This is a genomic window from Sphingosinicella xenopeptidilytica, assembly GCF_042676985.1.
GTDB lineage: Bacteria > Pseudomonadota > Alphaproteobacteria > Sphingomonadales > Sphingomonadaceae > Sphingosinicella > Sphingosinicella xenopeptidilytica.
Genome location: NZ_JBHTIK010000001.1, coordinates 395,102 through 411,898, shown reverse-complemented (window position 1 = coordinate 411,898; position 16,797 = coordinate 395,102). Strand labels below are relative to the sequence as shown.

The window sequence follows — 16,797 nt, the reverse complement described above, 5'->3', positions numbered from 1 at the left end:
AATGTACCGTCAAATTTCGAGTTTTCAGTCGATTCCCAAACCATGTACTTCTCCCTAGCCTCAAATGTTCTGTCTATGTGGCGTCAGGCAGGTCTTGACGGCGGCCTCCGCTGACCTTTCGGACTCCGCCCGATAGGATACAAGCGAGCGCTATTCCTCACCATCATCCACCATTCGGATACTTTTTCGATTGCGCAACCCGAATGTTCCTGTTACGTTCCTCTGTCGCGAGCGAGCTTTCGAGCTAGGAACATTCCTTGAAACCGCCAACAGCTTCTCCACAGTTAGTTTGCATGGTCTGTGGATATCTTGGCGTTTCGGGGCCGACAGCGCGCAAACTAGCGTTGCACCGGCCCCCACCCTACGCCAAAGCTGGGGCCTGAGATTCGGCTTGGCGTGCGATCGATTCGACTCAGCCTGTTTCCAGGCTCGGCCGAGCGACAAAGCAGACCGCTTTAGCTATTTTTATGAATCGCTTAGCAGCGATCCACACTGGGGGTGAGTTGTTGGCGCATGGCGCGTAGCGATCTTCTTGTTTCTTTGGTTCGCGCGGGAGCATCGGGCGACAAGCAATTGTTGCGCGACGCTGCCGAAGCCATGATCGCCGATGAGCGCGCAAAGAAGCATTTCGCAGTTGCTGACCGATTACAGCGCGCACTATCGACCGTGAGCGTGACACCGCCGGCGCTGACCAGTTCCGCCCAGCTTGGTGCCCATTCCAATGGGCGTGACGCGATCCTAGAGCTGGAGCCCAAGGTCAGGCTCGACCACCTGTTGCTCCCGCTGCCAGCGCGTGAAAGTGGCCGCCAGCTCGTTGAGGAGCATAGCCGCGCCGATGTCCTGCGTGCGAATGGCTATGAGCCTCGCCACCGTGTATTGCTTTCTGGCCCGCCGGGCAATGGCAAGACATCCTTCGCGGAAGGAATCGCCGAAGCACTGGGCCTGCCCCTGTTCGTGGTCCGCTACGACGCACTCATCGGAAGCTTCCTTGGCGAGACCAATGCTCGGCTGCGGCGCCTGTTCGATTATGTACGCACTCAGCCAGCTGTACTGTTCTTCGACGAGTTCGACGCAATCGGCAAGGAACGCGGCGACACGCACGAAACCGGCGAGATCAAGCGTGTCGTTTCGTTCCTGCTCATGCAGCTTGATCAGCTTCCTAGCTATGTGATCGTCTGCGCAGCGACCAACCATGGCGAGTTGCTCGACCGTGCCGTGTGGCGGCGATTCCAGATGCGGCTTGCGTTTCCCTCTCCTAATCGCAAGTCTATTACTGCCTTTTTGGAACGAATCGTCGATAACTGGCCGGAACGCCCAAGGTTGCAGACGAGCAAAATCGCGGGCAAGCTTGGCAGTATCAGCTATGCCGAGGCGCTCGACTTTTGTCAGAATGTCCGCCGGCGACAGATATTGGGGTTGGGGGATGTCAGTATCGATGCAGCACTTGGCGCCGAACTTGAGCTTTGGGTATCGCGGGTAACGCCCGAGGGTCTCAATGCCAAGCGATCCGACCAAACCACTGCTGAGGCTGACGCCTCAGAATAACCGCCCCCGCCCCGTCGGGGCTCCGCGGTATGTCCCACCTCCTGAGGCCTATGATCTTGCGCGGCAACGGGCGCAAATCGGCCCGAAGTTCAATCGGCTACGCGAAGCCCTTACCCGTGGCGACGCGCTCGAATTGCGCACCGACCCGTCCGCGCTCGCGCCCGAGCGACTGCTGGTCTTCGAGGTGCGCGGCACCGTCAACGAATTCGCCAATGCGATCCAGCGCGTACCCGGGTTGGAGCTGGTCGATGAAGAGGAGCTGGTAGCCGAAGACGGCGACAAGGATCCGGTCGCGTATCTACTGATGCCGGATATCGAGGCGCTGAAGCAGCTAGAGTCCCTTTGGACGCGCTGGCAGCGGGACCGGCTCATCGTCGGCGAGACGCCTTGGCGCGCAGTCTTCTCGCTGCTCCGCGACCTGCGCCCATGGGGGCCGCAGGACCGTGTGCAGCCGCTCGACGCGGTCGAGCTGGCCGAAGAGATCGAGGACCTCGAGCCGGACGTACTGGTGCGCCTGGAAGTCGAGCTAATCTATCGCCCCAGCGCGGCGAATGGTACGGAGGCGGAGGACGAAGTGCGTGCCGCAGTCGCCGCGCGCGGTGGCCAGGTAGTGTCGCGCGCGCGTATCGACGACATCGCCTATCATGCCTTGCTTGTCGACTTGCCTGCCTGGGCTGTCCGACAGATCGTGGACCGGGAAATCGATGGGATGGCCGGCCTCGACCCCGTGTTGCACATCCGTCCGCAAAGCCTTGCCACCTCGATCCCATTGGCCGATCCGGAGCCTGCGGACGAAATTCGCGCCGGCGTGCCACCCGTCGCCTCGCCGATCCTCGCGCTGCTCGACGGCGTGCCCGTGGCGGCGCACCCTCTGCTCTCAGATCACGTGATCGTCGATGACCTCTTTGAGCTCGAGCCCGAGGCGCTCGTGGCCAACCGCAGGCACGGCACTGCCATGGCTTCGTTGATCGTCCATGGCGATCGCAACCGCGGCGAAGCAGCCTTGCCACGTCGAATTCATGTCGTGCCGGTGCTGGGAAACCATGATGCGTTCCCCGCCAATCGCCTGATCGTGGACGTCATCTATTTGGCACTCTCGCGAATGCGGCAGGGCGACGAGCCGACCGCGCCGGATGTGCTGATCGTCAATCTCTCGCTCGGAAACCGCCGCCGGCCGTTCCATGGTCAGCTTTCCGCCTGGGCGCGCCTGCTCGACCGGCTCGCCTATCATTTCGGCTGCCTTTTCTTGGTGAGCGCGGGCAACAATGAATCACCATTTGGCGTCCCAGCATTCCTGACAGGTGCCGCCTTCGAGGACGCCGATGCCGAGACGCGCGCCACCGCGATGATCGAAGCGCTTGGCGCCATCGTTGCCGACCGTCGCCTGTTCGCGCCAGCCGAGACCATCAATGGCGTGACGATCGGTGCCTGCAACGAGGACGCGATCGAGCCGGCCGCGCGAGGCGGCGCCAGTATTCATGTCGATCCGTTCCCCGCGCTGCGCACCGCCAATCCTTCGAGTGCTCTTGGCCCCGGCTTCGCCCGCTCGGTCAAGCCAGACATTCTCATGCCGGGCAGCCGCGAGCACGTGCATGTCGTGCGCACGCATGATCATGTCGATGTGCGGCCTTCGGGTGCATCACGTGTCGCAGGCCTTAAGGTCGCCGCGCCACCTTCGGGCGGAATCGAGAACCAACAGGGTTATACCAGCGGAACCAGCGCTGCGACCGCGCTCGCTTCGCGGACTTGTCACCGCATCCATGACGCGCTCGAAGCCGCCTATGGCGAGAATTTCACCAATCTCACCCATATGCAGCGCTCCGTGCTGCTGAAGGCGCTGCTGGTCCATCCGGCCCATTGGCCGCAGGATACAGCAGCTGCGCTGCGGTCCGTGCTGGGCCCGACCGACAACCGTCGGCATGTCCAGCAAAAGGACAATATTCGCAGATTCCTGGGCTATGGCTGGGTCGATGCCGACGAAGCAACCGCATGCGCAGAGGACCGCGCGACGTTCTGGGCGGTTGGCACGCTCGAGCGCGACAGGGTCGCGACGGTCCATGTGCCCGTGCCGCAATGCATGAGCGGCCAAGCCAGGCTACATTCGCTATCGGCAACGCTCGCCTGGTTCACGCCGGTTTCGCCTGGGCGTAAGCGATATCGTAATTGCCGGCTGAAAATCCTCGAACCGGACGGCCTCGATGCGCTTGCGGTCAACGCGCATGGCGATCAGCCCGACATGAATCAGACCAATCGCGGCACATTGTATACGCGCGTCTGGCGGGGCGATCGCGCCCCGGTCGTAGGGCCGAACATGCTCGTCCCGCTTCATGTACAGCGCGATCCCGACCAGAGCAGCGCGATCGACGATCCCATTCCTTTCGGGCTGGCCGTTACCGTCGCCATGCCCGGAATGATCGGCCTCTATGAGGAAATTCGCCAGCGTCTCCAGCCTCGTATTCCGGCGGGCGGCGGCCCGGGCCCCGGCTGAAGTGGGATAGCGACCACATCGTTCCACAGTATCGCTATCCGACCCGACGCTGATAGGCCTCCGTGAACACATGAACGAATGGCAGCGTCTGGAATCAACGATTATGTCCTCCGCCGACATAGTTGCCGCTCCGGCTGCTGATTGAAGGCATTGAAACCTGCCTTCCGTTCCGTTCCCTGCTTGCTGGAAGTGTGACAGAAAACCCCTTAATGCCCCCGTAATATGGTTGGAAATTCGCTCTGGATTGCACAACGTCACGGTCAGGACTGGAACGACATAGACTCGATTGCCGCGATCGAATGGATGGTTGCGCAGGTCCCATCCGCAGAGTGGCAAGTTCGCTCAGACCGAGCTCGCGATACCTTCTCTTCGGCGCGCGATCACTGGGCCGCGGGCGATCGCGTCGCCTTATTCGATCCCGTCGATTTGATCGCCTGGTATATTTTCCAGGCGACCGCCTACGCCACGGCGAATGAACGCCGGAATTGGGTCGAGCACGAGGCGTTCCGCATTGCGCCCGTGTTCCGTCGCATAGGACAACTCCTTCCCGATCTGCGCCGCGTTGCCGGTGTCGAAGATCGTGTCGCCAAGCTGATGACCGGCAGCCGGACGACCCCGGACAACGGCATCTATGAGCTGCTTGTCGCCGGTGCCTACGCCCGGCGTGGCTGGCGCCATCTCACTTTCATTCCCGAGCGACCCGGTGTCGCTCGCACACCGGACCTAGCCGTCAGGCGTGGGCGCTCGCACTGGGCCGTCGAATGTAAGCGGGTTGGCCAGTCTGAGTATTCTGCGCTAGAACGCGATCGGGCGAATGCCATGTCGGCCTTGGCCCACGCCGAATGCGAGCGAGCGTCAGCCTCGCTCGACATCAAGATCGCCTATCTCACCGAACTGTCGACGGTCGACGAGCGCTACCTCGCCGATCATGTCGCGGCATTTCTTGACGGCGGGTCAGCCCACTGGAAAGACGCGTTCGGCGAAGGCTCTCTAGAGCATATCGATCGCCAGCCGATTGATGCGGTGCTCAAGCACGACGACATCTATTTCGGGTCCAGCCGGATGGTCGAGCTGCTAATCCGCGACTATCATATGGCCGTCGACTACGATGTCCGCGGGGACTGGGTGCCCGGTAGCGAACGACCCTTTCACGCCACTGCTTTGGGCCGCGTGAGTGTCGTGAGTTGGCTCAGTGTGTCGGAAGAGGCGGCGCGGCAGAAAGCCCGACATTTCCGGTCGATGGTGGCCGGCGCGGCCTCGCAGCTTCCCGGCGATTGTCCCGGCGTCGTCCATGTTGGCTATGAAACGACTGGAGGGAACGGCGTCGATGGCCGCCGCCACCAGCTCAACCTCGAACAGATCGCGAGCTTCGATCCCGGCACCTCACGGCTCCAATGGGTCTACGGCAACTATATGAGTCCCGAGCGCAGCGTGGACCGCAACGAATCCGCCGCGCTGTCCGAGACAACAGCGATCTATCCAGTCCGAGGGCGTCGGAATGCCGAACCGCTGCCAAACCACATGTTGTTCATGGATGAGGACGGCGATCCGGGCTATCACTGGCATCGCTAGCGCGCCGTGATATCGCTTGTGCCTGCGTCATCCATTGCGGCGTAGTGGATCGCGTGCCCCTCGTGAGGAACTATGCACCTTGTCGCCCGCATCGACCTTGCTTCTCTGGCCCAGCATCTCAGGAGCGCGGACCGGCATCCAGCCCTTTCAGGAGCGATCGAGCTCGCAGCAGCAGCAGGCTCAATCCGCGGAGACCTCCGAAGTGCGCGCGAAGCGCTTGATCAGATGGTTCGGATCCAGGATGTGTCCGATGTGGAGGCAGCCAACACGCCTGACTGGTTCAATGAAACCACCGTCACCGGTGCGCTCTTCGTCCAGGCCATTGTCTTCTATGCCCGCGCGACCGCGACAAAGGGTGATCGCAAACCACTACTTGGCGAAGCCAAGCTGACCGAGGAGCAACGGGCGACCCACGACGAGGTGATGAACTATCGCAACAAGGCGATCGCCCACTTCGGTCACGGGGAAGACTTTGCCGACGGGCCGCTGGTTAAGGAAGCCGTCGTGCTCAGCCTATACAATGACAAGGGGCGACCCAAGAAGCAGGTCAGTGCCTATACGACGCGCGCCCAACACAAGGTTGCCTTCTCGGCGCGGCTTGCGCATCTTATTGAGGTGCGCCTAGCCGCGGTCGATGCGCGTTACCAGGCGCTGTTCGATGCCGCCGACGCGGAACTGGAAAGAGCGGTCAAGGCCGATCCGGAGCTCGGTCGCGCTTTGCCCGGCTTTGACTTCGATATCGACAGATTTTGCGCTTGTCCGGAAGCAGCCGCGCGAATGCGGGCGCAGCTCGATGCGGGATCCGTCGCCGACATGGACTACGCTGTGCGAGTGCCAAAGCCATGACAGGCGAAGGAGCGCCATGTTCGCCTAGAGCCGCCGACATGGCGGCCATTACTGGGCCCGAACTCGTTCACCGATAGCCGCCCTTCGCTCAGCAGCTTTCTGACGCCGGAACCTGGGCCGTTTGCGACCAGCCAGCATCCCAACGGATTGTGGGCCGCTAGGCTAACTGTAAAGTCCGTTAGAGGCAAAAGCCGAAAGTCTGCATTGCTTGAGTTGCGCACAGGCGTTGCTCAATTCATTACAGCAATTAGGATCAGAACTCTCGCGCAGCCTCAGCGGCGTCGATTAGGTTACGCGCATGCTGTGCTAAGTCCGGTCGGTCAGTGTCGCCGGCAAGCCCACGCAGACGCTCCAGAGCCAAATCGACATCGAGAAACGGCTTCAGGTTCTCCAGTTTCAGCGTCTTGTACTGTCCATCGCTGGTGGTAACGGTAGACCGTAGCACGTCCAGAACACGCAAGAACTGACAATCGCCGACGGTCTCAGCGGCGAGGAACGCCGCGACATGTTCGGTCTCGTACGTATCCCCGCCCTGTACCCATGCAAACAGGATATCGATCGGCGAGACGGTTCCCAAAATCGCATCTAGCGATAGCGCACGATAGCGCGCGCGCATGGTCGCAGCGATCCGGTCGAGTTCCGTCTCGCCGAAATAGCGCTCGCTTATCGGCTTGGGGCGATCGCCGAAGCGGCCATGCGCGAAGGTCTCGCGACGGAACAAACTGGTGAGCCAAGACAGCGCCGCACCCTTGAACATCGCGTCGACCGTGGCGGTGCGGAGGCCATCTTCGAGTCGAGCGAGCAAGGGCACGACTAGCCGCTCGGCACGATCCCAAGGGCCCGTCACCCAGAAGCGCTCGAACGGCCGCGCCCGGTAAACCGCGTCGAGGCCATCGGCGAAGCCGAGCAGGATGTTGGCGGCGTGCGACGGATCGATCGCGGTCAGTTCGCCACCACGAATCCGCTCAAGCAACATGTCGGCCTGGCTCAGCACCCGCCCCGACGGCCGGACTTGCATCGCCACAAGCAGTTGCGACACGACCTCCGGCCCTTCGCGCGCTGCCGCCCAGAAGGCATCGAAATCGGCCTGCTGCAGCGCGTGGGTCGGAGCGGCCAGCGCGAAATAGAGGCGGTAATGATCGGGGCTGGCCAGCCGCCTGCCGGCGATTGCACGGTCGCGTTCGCGCTCGGCGACTCTACCGTGCACATTGAAGCGCGGTCCCTCCTGAGCATAGTTGAGATCGAGTCCGGGTAATTGCTCGGCAAAATAATAGGCGTAATTGAGCGAGGCGAACCATTCCTTGCCGGCGCGCGCTACCAACGCGTCGAGCGTGATAGCGCGTTCTTCCTTCTCGACCCGGGCGGTACCGAGCGAAAGCTCGGCGGCGGTGGCGCAATATTCCTCGATCCAGCGATAGAGTGCTGGATTGCCCTCCTTGATGAGCTGCAGCCATACTAGGTCCGCGAGGTCAGCGCCGGCCTTGTCGAGCGTCGGCCACAGGAACCGCAATGCATCGAGCACCCGGATTACCGAGCGCGGCGTGGTTAAGCGGCGCCCGCCTTCAAAATCGATCACCGACCTGAGGCGGCTGGCACCATCTTCGTCCCGTGGTACTGCGAAGCCAGCGAGAGCGACCTCGAACCAGTGGCGTAGTTGGAAGGTTTCTGGCAGCGGCACCGGGACGGTCAGCTGGACGATCTTCTCGAGATAGGCTTGGCCATTCTCGACCTGCGCCGCCTGGCGCACGCCATGCGCGAGGATCTCACTATCATAGCAGAGCAGATAGAGAATGTTGGGCAAGTCGCCGACCGAGCGGACAAGGCGCAGCACTTCAAGCATTTCCGTGGGTTCGAGTCGGTCGATATCGTCGATCGTGACGATAATGCGGTGATCGAGCGCCTTGAGTGCGGTCTCCAGCCGGGCACGCAATACGTCAAGTGATTTGACAGCAGGCTCACGCCCGAGCCACTCGCCGACCCAGGCAACTCCCTTGCCCGCCCATTTCACTGGCGCGAACGCAGCGGCATCACCGGCGAGTTCAACCGCGCTGCCGGCGCGCTTCACACCGGCGGCGAAGCTGCGCAACGCTTTGCCCGCCCGCCGCGCCTGCACCAGCGTCTGCCGCGTGGTGTCTCCGTGCGCTGCCTCGATCCCGGCGATCGCGCGCTCGAGATCGTCGAACAGCTGCTCGAGTAGCGCGTCGCGGTTGCCGACCAGCCAAGGCCGGAAATGCACCAGGCTGTGCGGGTGCGCAGCCGGCACCGCGACAAGCGCGCGTTCGACTTCGACAAGTAGGCTCGACTTGCCCGATCCCCATCGACCCTCGATGCCGATCACCAGGCTGGCGTCCGTGCGTAGGGCGGCCAACGCCGCGGCGACGCTGGCGGCGACCTCGCGAAGGCCGACCGCATCGAACGCGTCCGCCTGAAGCGGCGCATCGCCAAGCAGCTGGCCGGGGTCCACCGAATCGGTCATACACCCCCTCTAGCGTGGCCCGCGCCAAACCACCTCAAAATCGTTACCGTTGCGGACCGATCGCGCACGGTCATACCGCCGCTCGCAAGAACCGGTCTTTGATCTCGTCGGTAAAGACCGCCACGGAGCCCGCCTCGAGCCTCGCGGCCTTTTCGCGCAGCCGCGGCAGATAGGCTTTGGGGCAGAGGAGATAGAGGCTGGTGCCAAAGCCATAAATGCTGCCCCAGGCGACCGGAAGCGTCGCCCAGCCCCATTTGTCGTTCCAAGCCAGCTGCTCGGGCACGGTCGCGGCATCGTCGCGGTAGGGCTCGGTCGAGAGGACATGGACACCCGCTTCGGCATCGTACCAGCCATGGTCATGGTCGGCGATCGGTGGACGGTTGTGCCAGCTGCTCTTGGGATAGATGCGCTTGGCGCGCGAAGGGCGTAGTGCTGTCGCATCGATGAACTGGAGCGTGCGCGCGATTTTCCCGATATCGATGCGTGTCTCGTCGAGATCTCGCATGATGCCGTTGCTTACCAGCGTTGCCGGGCCAGCAATCTCGCAGCCACCAAGATATTCGACAAGCTGATGCGGGCGCAGGAGGTCGTCGAGCGGTGACGCGAGCGCGATGCTGAACGACGCATCTCCCCAGCGCCGCGGCTCGCGTTCGCGCCAGCGCTGACGAATTTCCACCGCGACCCGCTTGGGCACGTTGCCATCCGGCAAAAGCCGCAGGGCATGGGCATAGTTCTGATAGCCGCCGCGTTGTGCAGCGAGATCATGCGCCTGCTGGCGAGGCACGCCGTCCTCGCGGGCAATGCGGCGCGCGCGGTTCTTCAGATCAGCAAGTTTCAAATAGATGTAGGACATCGCAGGTCTCCGTCGGGCCTGGACTAACGTCGCCTGCTACCGTCACTCCGACCCACGAAAACGTGCGGGAAGCTGTTCGTACGAGCAGTGCCGCGAAGGCTTCGCTGATGCAGGCGGCAGGCCACTGCGACTGACCTCGTACCAGACATCCGGCCAACTGCCGCGTTTGTCAATGGCACCGCGAGTAATCTTCCAAATCACCGGCTCCTCGCAACGGCTAGGTAGATAAACAACGATAGATTTCAGGGCTGTATGATCTAGGATTGAAAGGCAATGACTGGGGCGGAAATCGACGCGCCGGCTCACCATCCCGAACGTCGGCTATTCTAATTTGTGCCTCTTAAAACGGCCTGATCAGAGCGTCCGAAACCCTGACATGAGCCGCGCTGTTCTCAGCTGTCCCGCGCCCTGCATTTGTCGAGGAACGCTTCGAGCCCCGCCATAGTCACGAGCGTGCTGCTGCCGACCTTGATGGTTTCGATCTCTCCGGCCTTGATAAGTTCGTAGAGCTTGGAGCGTCCGATGCCGGTCATCCGGCAAGCCTCAGGGATGCGGACGGTGAGCGGGGCGCATGGGGGCAGCGTAAGCATGGGCAATCCTTCGGGTCGGGATCTAGTGTTTGGCATCGGGCCATGCTGCGCTGCCAGCCTCGCCTCAAACAGGGCCTCTCCGGTGCACCGAAGGGAATCTCGGGCCTTGATGCGCGCCCCGCTGATGCAAGGGCATCACTTGGCATGACAGAGGCGTGAGGAATGTCTAGAATGCCGGTCGGCGCGATGCGTCGCGAGTATAACCCGCGCAGACAGGCGGATGCTCCATGCCGATCTCGCGAAAAGACGGCGAATAGCGCGAATTTCCGCCCCTTCCGGCAAGCGCGGCTCGTGCCATGAGTAGCTTGCCTCTAGCTCCAGGGCGGGTGTCTCCATAAATTCCGATGTGCAGACAATGGCTTGTGAGAAAAGCGAGCAACTGCCTTTATCTTGCTTTCGCTTCCCTCCCGCTTCCCCCCCTTCCTGCACCCTCGCAACCCTCGGACAGACCGATCCTGTCCCGGACGCGCATGGACGTGCACGGCAACCCTCTGATCAGGGGGTGGCGCTTTTCGCTTTGCTGGACGGCGGTGGACGACTTTTCGGATGGAATTGACGCGAAGACGGGCCAAAAACAAGCCATGTCGCGCAGCATTCTTGCACCATGGTGGCAGCCCAAAGCGATGCTTTCGGCATACTTTCCGAGCACTTTCTCCCGTTAACGACGTGTTCGTTTGACAGCGATTCCGCGTGTCGCCAGAGGGGCATTTCCACAACAAAAGGACGCTCAGACATGAACAATGCCGACCTCGCCGAAGCCCTTGCCGAGACGCTGGGGACCACCAAGACCGATGCGCGCAAGGCGGTCGATGCGGTGTTCGCCGCGATCGCCGATGCCGCCGCGAAGGGTGAGGAAGTGTCGCTGAACGGCTTCGGCAAGTTCAAGGTAAAGGCCTCCCCGGCGCGCGAAGGTCGTAACCCGGCAACCGGCGCGACGATCAAGATCGCGGCGTCGAACAAGCTCACGTTCAGCCCCGCCAAGGCGGTCAAGGACCGGCTGAACGGCTAAGGCCGCGACAAACGGGCATGAAATTGGCCGCCAGCGACAGGGGGCAAAAGCGCTGGCGGCCGCACCATGACGGTGGAGATGATGGAACGCCGGGCGATCCGGCCGGTTCCGTCATCGCCACTTCCGGGCACCATCCCCGATAAAGGAGCGCCGGCCCGAAAGGCCGGCGTTCAGTTTTATGAAGGGGGGAAGAATGGCACCAGCCTATGCGGCCAGATACCGCGCGCCAACCTGCCGGGATCGGCAGGTTCAGGACGGGGAGGTGCCAGATTTTGTCGCCGCTTCGAGCTCAGCGATGCGCTCGCTGCAGACGGCATGGACGACGCGGCCGAGCTCCTCGACCTGGCTGCCCAGCCACGTGAGCTCTTCTTCGCTGATGCGGTAGTGCTTCGAGTAGCGGGCCTTCACATAGGCCTCCTTGAGCTTCTCGAAGAGCGCGCGTTCCTTCTTCGTATCGCGCGGCCAGACATGGAAAAGGCGACGGTCCAACCGCTCAGCCTGTGTGCGCAGAAAGCCCAGATTGTGGACGTGAGGCGTGTAGAAAGTGCACACCAGAAGGACGCAATGGTACAGGCGCTCCGTGGCTTGATGCAGGTTGAAAGCCGCATAGTTTCGCTGCCCATCGGCAAGGCTGTAGCCTGCTAATTTGCGCGCGTAGACCGCGCTCGGATACCATTCCTCGAAGTACTCCTTCGCCATGGCGAGCGCCTGTTTGGGCGTCTTTGGCTTGGGCGTATGGAACGGCGTATCGTCGCTCTGGTAGAGCGCGATGCCATCCTTCGCGACGTCCATGAAGAAGTACCGACCATGGGCAAGGCCGTCGTTCACCTCCTGAAGCGTGTGCACGATGAAGTTGACCGGGGTCTTCAAGGTCTTGGTGATGCCGTACTCGCGCATCAGCTGGTCCTCGGCCTTCTCCCAGTACGGGATGCGGTCGGTAAGGCGCTTGTCATTGACGACGACGAGCAGGTCGAAGTCGGACTTGTAGCCCTTGGCGGTGTGCGGCTCATCGACCCAGCCGCCACGCGCATAGCTGCCGTAGAGCACGACCTTGAGGATGCGGCCCTTCTTCTTCCAGGCCTGCGTGGCAAGTGCGGTGGCTTCCTCGAAACCTGCGAACAGCACCTCCAGCACGCGCTCGAGCTCGCGCTGCTTTGTGGGCGGAAGATGATCGAGGTCGGTGCGCATAGGAGGCCTTCCTAGCAACTGGGGCATGACTTTGCACTGCAAGAACAGGGGGCTACGATCACAACCCCCTGATCAGAGGGTTGTGGCCTCATCGAGTGCCACCAGCGCATCGGCCATGCGGGTCTCGACCTCGTCCAAGGCAAGTCCCAGCCGCACGCCAATCCGGTCATGCGAAAGCCCGTCCCAGGCCAGCTCCAGCACCTGCCGGGATACAGAATCGAGCGCCAGAAGCGCCGCCCGGTAGCGTGCGCCGACGTCCGCGATCCGACCTATCGCGCGCACCATATGGCGCTCGACGCGCCATTCGCTGATGCCCATTTCTCGCGCGATCTCGGCATAGCACTTGCCTTCGACCCGGTGTGCCATGAACACGATGAGCGTCGTTTCAGGCAGCCCCTCAAGCACCCGCCGCATGACCGCAATCCGGTCCATGTCCTGCGGTACGGCGGCTTCATTGATACGCTGCTGTATCCCTCTTCTCCCTCTCCATCAGCCGCACCCGGCGGAAGAGCGGGGTGGGCGGCGGAGCGCCGAGAGGTCCGGCCCCAAGGGCCGGGCCTGCACCCGAAGGGCTGGAACGAAGAGGAAGACCCGCCACGCGGGTTGCAGGACCGGCACGGCCAGACCAAAGGCATAGCGACCCGCACACACCGCGCGCGAGCCGGATCAGACAGACTTCATCCGGCCGAAGGCGGGATGGCCCAACAAAATCATGCACAGAGGCAATGCGGAGGGCTGCCCCGAATGGACGCCTCATCATCAAGATTTCCGATGAAGCATGTCCATTCTTATCATGTCTTTCGGCGCTTCAACGCCTGTTAGGAGAGGAGCTTAGGGTCGTCAGGCCGTGAGAATCTTCGGGGAGTGAAATGCTCAAAAGAACGATCGCCCAGCGCAGCTTTCACGGCGCGGTCCGGCTGGTAAACAGCAGGTAAGCCCGCGCCTTTCTTACCGATGCCGTTCCATTTTCCGAGCGACACCAACCCGATCCTCAGCGTTCAAGTCACTGCTTAAAAGGCGCGCAGAACATGAAGTTGTACACTTTCTCGAAGGGAAACGGCGAACGTCTCGGCGTTCAGATCGGGGAGGACATGCTCCTCGATCTGGATGAAGATCACTGCCTTCGTAACGGTGTCGGCCTGGCGGCGTTTTCAAGCATGCAGGCGCTGATCACCGCAGGCCCGGAAGCCCTGAAGGCCGTGCGCCGGGCCATGGACGATCCGCATGCGTCTGCCTGCGCGCGCCTCGCGGATGTTCGCGTGCTCCCGCCACTGCCGAGACCGAACAAGATTCGCGACTTCTCATGCTATGAGCGGCATCTGACACAGGCGACCGACGGCGCTGCACGAATGCTCGCGAAGCGAAGCGACGACCCCGATTCGGCCTATCTGGAAATGCGCAAGCGCTTCAATCTCGACAGCCTGCCGGGTCCGGGCTGGTACGAAATCCCCGCTTATTACTACTCGGACAATACGACGGTTTCCGGCCATGATGACGCGGTTACCTGGCCGGCCTATTCGAGCTGGCCGGACTATGAGCTGGAACTGGCCGCGATCATCGGGACGCCGGGAAAGGACATCAAACCCGAAAACGCCTTCGACCATATTTTCGGCTACACGATTTTCAACGACCTCAGCGCGCGCGATGCCCAGTTCGAAGCGATGTCCACGGGCCTCGGCGTCGCCAAGGGCAAGGATTTCGACGGCTCGAACGTCCTTGGACCATGCATTGTGACAAAGGATGAGATTCCCGACCCTTATGCTCTCACCATGCATGCCCGGGTAAACGGAGAAGAGTGGTCACGATGCTATAGCCGGGAAGCACGCTGGCGGTTTCCGGATTGCATTGCCTATGCGAGCCAGTCCCAGATGCTCTATCCCGGCGAGATCTTCTGCACCGGTGCGGCAGCGGATGGCTGCGCACTGGAGAAGGAACGTATGCTCGCCAAGGGGGATGTGGTGGAACTCGAAATCCAGCCCATCGGGGTTTTGCGGACGTTCATCGTATAGAAAGTACGCGAAAGCAGGACCCGATAAGAGGAAGGTGGATGTTATGCTGAGCCCAGGTGCGGATTTCTTCCAATCATGCTGGGTCGTCCAGGATCTGCATCTCGCTATGCGGAAATGGCACGAGACAACCGGCATCGGACCGTTCTTCTTCCTGGAAAACCAGCGGCCCGACGATTACCGCTATTGCGGTGTTGCCGCCGCTGCACCGCTCTTCGGCGTCGCCTTTGCCTATACGGGCAAGACCCAGATCGAGCTCATCGTCCAGCACGACGACGCGCCTTCGGCATACACGAAGACGTTCGGAAGGCACGGTGCGGGACACCACCATCTGGGCGCCGATGTCACTGACTACGACCGGAGATTGGAAGCCTATCGGGCTCTCGGGCTGGAGGTCACGCAGGAAGCAACGTTCGGAGGACAGCGATACTGCTACGTGGATACGCGCGAAGCGCTCGGCTTCATGACCGAGCTCTTCGAATGGAACAGCGACAGCAAGGCGTTCATGGCGGATGTTGCGAGAATTGCCGCGAGCTGGGACGGGCAAGACCCCTACCGCTCCATGAACTGAGGGTGTGCCAGACATGATCGGGGACGAGTCCGCTCCAGACACCACCATTAACGTCAACCTCGTCGATCGCTCCGACAATGCCGAGGTTGCCGCGCTTTTCGCGAACATGAGGGGAGGATTGGGTCCCGCCAACATCCACCGCGTCCTTGCCAACACCCCCGATATTTTTCCGGCCTTTATCGCATACGCGCACGCGCTTCGCGCCCGGTGCGCTATCGAGCCCACGGAGCGGGAACTGATGATCCTGCGCGTGCTGGAGCGCGGCGGCGGCCATTATGAGCTTCACCACCATCGCGGCATGGCAAGGCAGGAAGGCTTGGCGAATGCCGCTATCGAGGCGGTGGCGAACTGGGAAACGGCAAGCGTTTTCAGCGACCGCCAGCGGCTTCTGCTGCGTTTTGCCGACCGCTTTTACGACAATGAGGGCCTTGATGCGCAAACAGCGCAGGATATGCGCGCGCTTTTTGACGACCGAACGCTTGTGGAGATTGCGTTGACGCTCGCACTTTACATCGGGCTGACGCGCCTGACGAACACCCTCCACGTGCCGATCGATTGATGCCGGGCATGGCCGTGACACCGGTGCCGCAACGGAATATGGTCTCCCAAAAGGCAATTGCGGTGACCGAAGCCGCCAGGTCGACGGGGACGCGGAAAGTGGCCTTTCGAGGCTCATTGCAGGACATCCGGCTGTTCGTCGCAGCCTATGAGGAAGAATCGTTCACCGCAGCGGCCGTCCGGGAAGGAAGCACGCAATCTGGCGTCTCCCATCATATCCGCCATCTCGAGACGATCCTGAAGGTAAAACTTTTCGTTCGCGAAAAAGCTCGCATCACGGCGACGCCTGCTGGAGACGACTATTATCGGCACTGTGTCGAACTGCTGCGCTCGCTCGACAAGGCGACCGACTCCATTTCCCGTTTTGCGGGCAGCTACGAAAGCGCCCTTGAAATCGGCGTCATGCCGGCGCTCACGCATCGCATTGTCGCCCCGACGTTGCTGCGTTTCTCCGAGCGGCATCCCAACGTGAAGGTTCGCATCGTCGAGAGCTACAGCACCGGCCTTCCCGCCATGGTCGCCGCAGGTGATCTCGACTTCGCGATCGGTACGGTGCACGGCCCGGAAGCAGGTGTGCGGTCGCGGGCTCTCCTCACGTCGCCCGAATGCCTGATCGCAAGACGGGAAGCGAATGATGCCGGTCTCGACGATGGGCCGGGTCAGCACAAGATCGTTTGGGCAACAGGCATGCAGTCACGCCGGAATGCGATCGATGCATGGTTCACCGCCCATGGTATCGCGATCGACGCATCGCTCGAGATCGATTCTTCGCTCGCCACGCTCGACATGGTAAGCCGCAGCGCATGGAAAACGGTCACGCCCGCGTTGATGCTCGATCCGCTCACGGATGCCGACCGTTTCACCGCGACACCATTCCACGATCCCCAAATTTCGCTGAGCGTCATGCTGATCGAGCGCATGCGATCCGAAATGAGCCCGGAGGGCGCGGAGTTTGTCGAACTGCTCGTCGAAGAAGCGAACAGAGTGAGCAGCGCATGGGACGATCATTTCAGGGAACGCGGTTTTCATCTCGATACGCGACTTTCCGAAACTGGTACGGCCTGAATTCTCGATAATTGCATCAATCCTGCGCAT

Annotated in this window: 14 protein-coding genes; 9 read left to right on the top strand and 5 right to left on the bottom strand. The window is 61.8% G+C overall.

The window, feature by feature from the left end; genetic code table 11:
• The first annotated feature begins 513 nt into the window (after positions 1-513).
• The 4 genes from ACFQ00_RS02105 to ACFQ00_RS02090 all read left to right on the top strand — a co-directional run bounded on the left by ACFQ00_RS02105 (position 514) and on the right by ACFQ00_RS02090 (position 6,451).
• Positions 514-1,545: an AAA family ATPase gene (locus ACFQ00_RS02105; RefSeq protein ID WP_381485476.1), complete on the top strand. Its 1,032-nt coding sequence runs from the start codon at positions 514-516 to the stop codon at positions 1,543-1,545.
• Complete coding sequence (locus ACFQ00_RS02100) at positions 1,496-4,033, top strand: S8 family peptidase (protein ID WP_381485473.1); 2,538 nt, start codon at positions 1,496-1,498, stop codon at positions 4,031-4,033. Before ACFQ00_RS02105 ends, ACFQ00_RS02100 begins: the two co-directional genes overlap by 50 nt.
• Before the next feature lie 222 nt (positions 4,034-4,255).
• The gene (locus ACFQ00_RS02095; RefSeq protein WP_381485470.1) at positions 4,256-5,605 is read left to right on the top strand and encodes a hypothetical protein; all 1,350 of its coding nucleotides are present in this window, start codon (positions 4,256-4,258) and stop codon (positions 5,603-5,605) included.
• Between the two features lie 72 nt (positions 5,606-5,677).
• Positions 5,678-6,451, top strand: coding sequence for a hypothetical protein (locus tag ACFQ00_RS02090; protein ID WP_381485467.1), 774 nt, complete (start codon positions 5,678-5,680; stop codon positions 6,449-6,451).
• A gap of 253 nt (positions 6,452-6,704) precedes the next feature.
• Here the strand turns inward: ACFQ00_RS02090 and ACFQ00_RS02085 are convergent, their stop codons facing one another.
• The 3 genes from ACFQ00_RS02085 to ACFQ00_RS02075 all read right to left on the bottom strand — a co-directional run bounded on the left by ACFQ00_RS02085 (position 6,705) and on the right by ACFQ00_RS02075 (position 10,370).
• On the bottom strand, positions 6,705-8,927 hold the full coding sequence (locus tag ACFQ00_RS02085) for a KAP family P-loop NTPase fold protein (RefSeq protein WP_381485464.1): 2,223 nt from the start codon (positions 8,925-8,927) through the stop codon (positions 6,705-6,707).
• 70 nt (positions 8,928-8,997) lie between these two features.
• Positions 8,998-9,780: a hypothetical protein gene (locus tag ACFQ00_RS02080; RefSeq protein ID WP_381485461.1), complete on the bottom strand. Its 783-nt coding sequence runs from the start codon at positions 9,778-9,780 to the stop codon at positions 8,998-9,000.
• A 392-nt stretch (positions 9,781-10,172) separates the two neighbouring features.
• Entirely contained in the window at positions 10,173-10,370 is a 198-nt protein-coding gene (locus ACFQ00_RS02075; RefSeq protein ID WP_381485458.1) for a helix-turn-helix domain-containing protein, read from the bottom strand.
• 733 nt (positions 10,371-11,103) lie between these two features.
• On the opposite strand from ACFQ00_RS02075, the gene ACFQ00_RS02070 reads away from it, so the two are divergent.
• The gene (locus ACFQ00_RS02070) at positions 11,104-11,379 is read left to right on the top strand and encodes an HU family DNA-binding protein (RefSeq protein ID WP_381485456.1); all 276 of its coding nucleotides are present in this window, start codon (positions 11,104-11,106) and stop codon (positions 11,377-11,379) included.
• A 249-nt stretch (positions 11,380-11,628) separates the two neighbouring features.
• Here the strand turns inward: ACFQ00_RS02070 and ACFQ00_RS02065 are convergent, their stop codons facing one another.
• Entirely contained in the window at positions 11,629-12,567 is a 939-nt protein-coding gene (locus ACFQ00_RS02065; protein ID WP_381485453.1) for a HEPN domain-containing protein, read from the bottom strand.
• A gap of 72 nt (positions 12,568-12,639) precedes the next feature.
• Positions 12,640-12,999, bottom strand: coding sequence for a sigma factor-like helix-turn-helix DNA-binding protein (locus ACFQ00_RS02060; protein WP_381485448.1), 360 nt, complete (start codon positions 12,997-12,999; stop codon positions 12,640-12,642).
• A gap of 596 nt (positions 13,000-13,595) precedes the next feature.
• Between ACFQ00_RS02060 and ACFQ00_RS02055 the strand changes: the two genes are divergently transcribed.
• Genes ACFQ00_RS02055 through ACFQ00_RS02040 form a run of 4 tightly spaced genes read left to right on the top strand, consistent with a single transcriptional unit; the run spans position 13,596 to position 16,767 of the window.
• Positions 13,596-14,576 carry a fumarylacetoacetate hydrolase family protein gene (locus ACFQ00_RS02055; RefSeq protein WP_381485446.1) on the top strand — a complete coding sequence of 327 codons (981 nt, stop codon included), beginning with the start codon at positions 13,596-13,598 and terminating at the stop codon, positions 14,574-14,576.
• Positions 14,479-15,144, top strand: a complete 666-nt coding sequence (locus tag ACFQ00_RS02050) for a VOC family protein (RefSeq protein ID WP_381485443.1) — start codon at positions 14,479-14,481, stop codon at positions 15,142-15,144. The genes ACFQ00_RS02055 and ACFQ00_RS02050 overlap by 98 nt, the downstream gene beginning before the upstream one ends.
• Before the next feature lie 13 nt (positions 15,145-15,157).
• Positions 15,158-15,703 carry a carboxymuconolactone decarboxylase family protein gene (locus tag ACFQ00_RS02045; protein WP_381485440.1) on the top strand — a complete coding sequence of 182 codons (546 nt, stop codon included), beginning with the start codon at positions 15,158-15,160 and terminating at the stop codon, positions 15,701-15,703.
• Between the two features lie 8 nt (positions 15,704-15,711).
• Complete coding sequence (locus tag ACFQ00_RS02040; protein WP_381485437.1) at positions 15,712-16,767, top strand: LysR family transcriptional regulator; 1,056 nt, start codon at positions 15,712-15,714, stop codon at positions 16,765-16,767.
• The last annotated feature ends 30 nt before the right edge of the window (positions 16,768-16,797 follow it).

Bases quoted from the DNA above. Each gene is read 5' to 3' on its own strand.
- ACFQ00_RS02095 (WP_381485470.1), top strand. From the start codon at position 4,256: ATGGTTGGAAATTCGCTCTGGATTGCACAACGTCACGGTCAGGACTGG.
- ACFQ00_RS02050 (WP_381485443.1), top strand. From the start codon at position 14,479: ATGGCTGCGCACTGGAGAAGGAACGTATGCTCGCCAAGGGGGATGTGG.
- ACFQ00_RS02085 (WP_381485464.1), bottom strand. From the start codon at position 8,927: ATGACCGATTCGGTGGACCCCGGCCAGCTGCTTGGCGATGCGCCGCTT.
- ACFQ00_RS02055 (WP_381485446.1), top strand. From the start codon at position 13,596: ATGAAGTTGTACACTTTCTCGAAGGGAAACGGCGAACGTCTCGGCGTT.
- ACFQ00_RS02060 (WP_381485448.1), bottom strand. From the start codon at position 12,999: ATGGACCGGATTGCGGTCATGCGGCGGGTGCTTGAGGGGCTGCCTGAA.
- ACFQ00_RS02070 (WP_381485456.1), top strand. From the start codon at position 11,104: ATGAACAATGCCGACCTCGCCGAAGCCCTTGCCGAGACGCTGGGGACC.
- ACFQ00_RS02045 (WP_381485440.1), top strand. From the start codon at position 15,158: ATGATCGGGGACGAGTCCGCTCCAGACACCACCATTAACGTCAACCTC.
- ACFQ00_RS02080 (WP_381485461.1), bottom strand. From the start codon at position 9,780: ATGTCCTACATCTATTTGAAACTTGCTGATCTGAAGAACCGCGCGCGC.
- ACFQ00_RS02075 (WP_381485458.1), bottom strand. From the start codon at position 10,370: ATGCTTACGCTGCCCCCATGCGCCCCGCTCACCGTCCGCATCCCTGAG.
- ACFQ00_RS02040 (WP_381485437.1), top strand. From the start codon at position 15,712: ATGGCCGTGACACCGGTGCCGCAACGGAATATGGTCTCCCAAAAGGCA.
- ACFQ00_RS02090 (WP_381485467.1), top strand. From the start codon at position 5,678: ATGCACCTTGTCGCCCGCATCGACCTTGCTTCTCTGGCCCAGCATCTC.
- ACFQ00_RS02100 (WP_381485473.1), top strand. From the start codon at position 1,496: ATGCCAAGCGATCCGACCAAACCACTGCTGAGGCTGACGCCTCAGAAT.
- ACFQ00_RS02065 (WP_381485453.1), bottom strand. From the start codon at position 12,567: ATGCGCACCGACCTCGATCATCTTCCGCCCACAAAGCAGCGCGAGCTC.
- ACFQ00_RS02105 (WP_381485476.1), top strand. From the start codon at position 514: ATGGCGCGTAGCGATCTTCTTGTTTCTTTGGTTCGCGCGGGAGCATCG.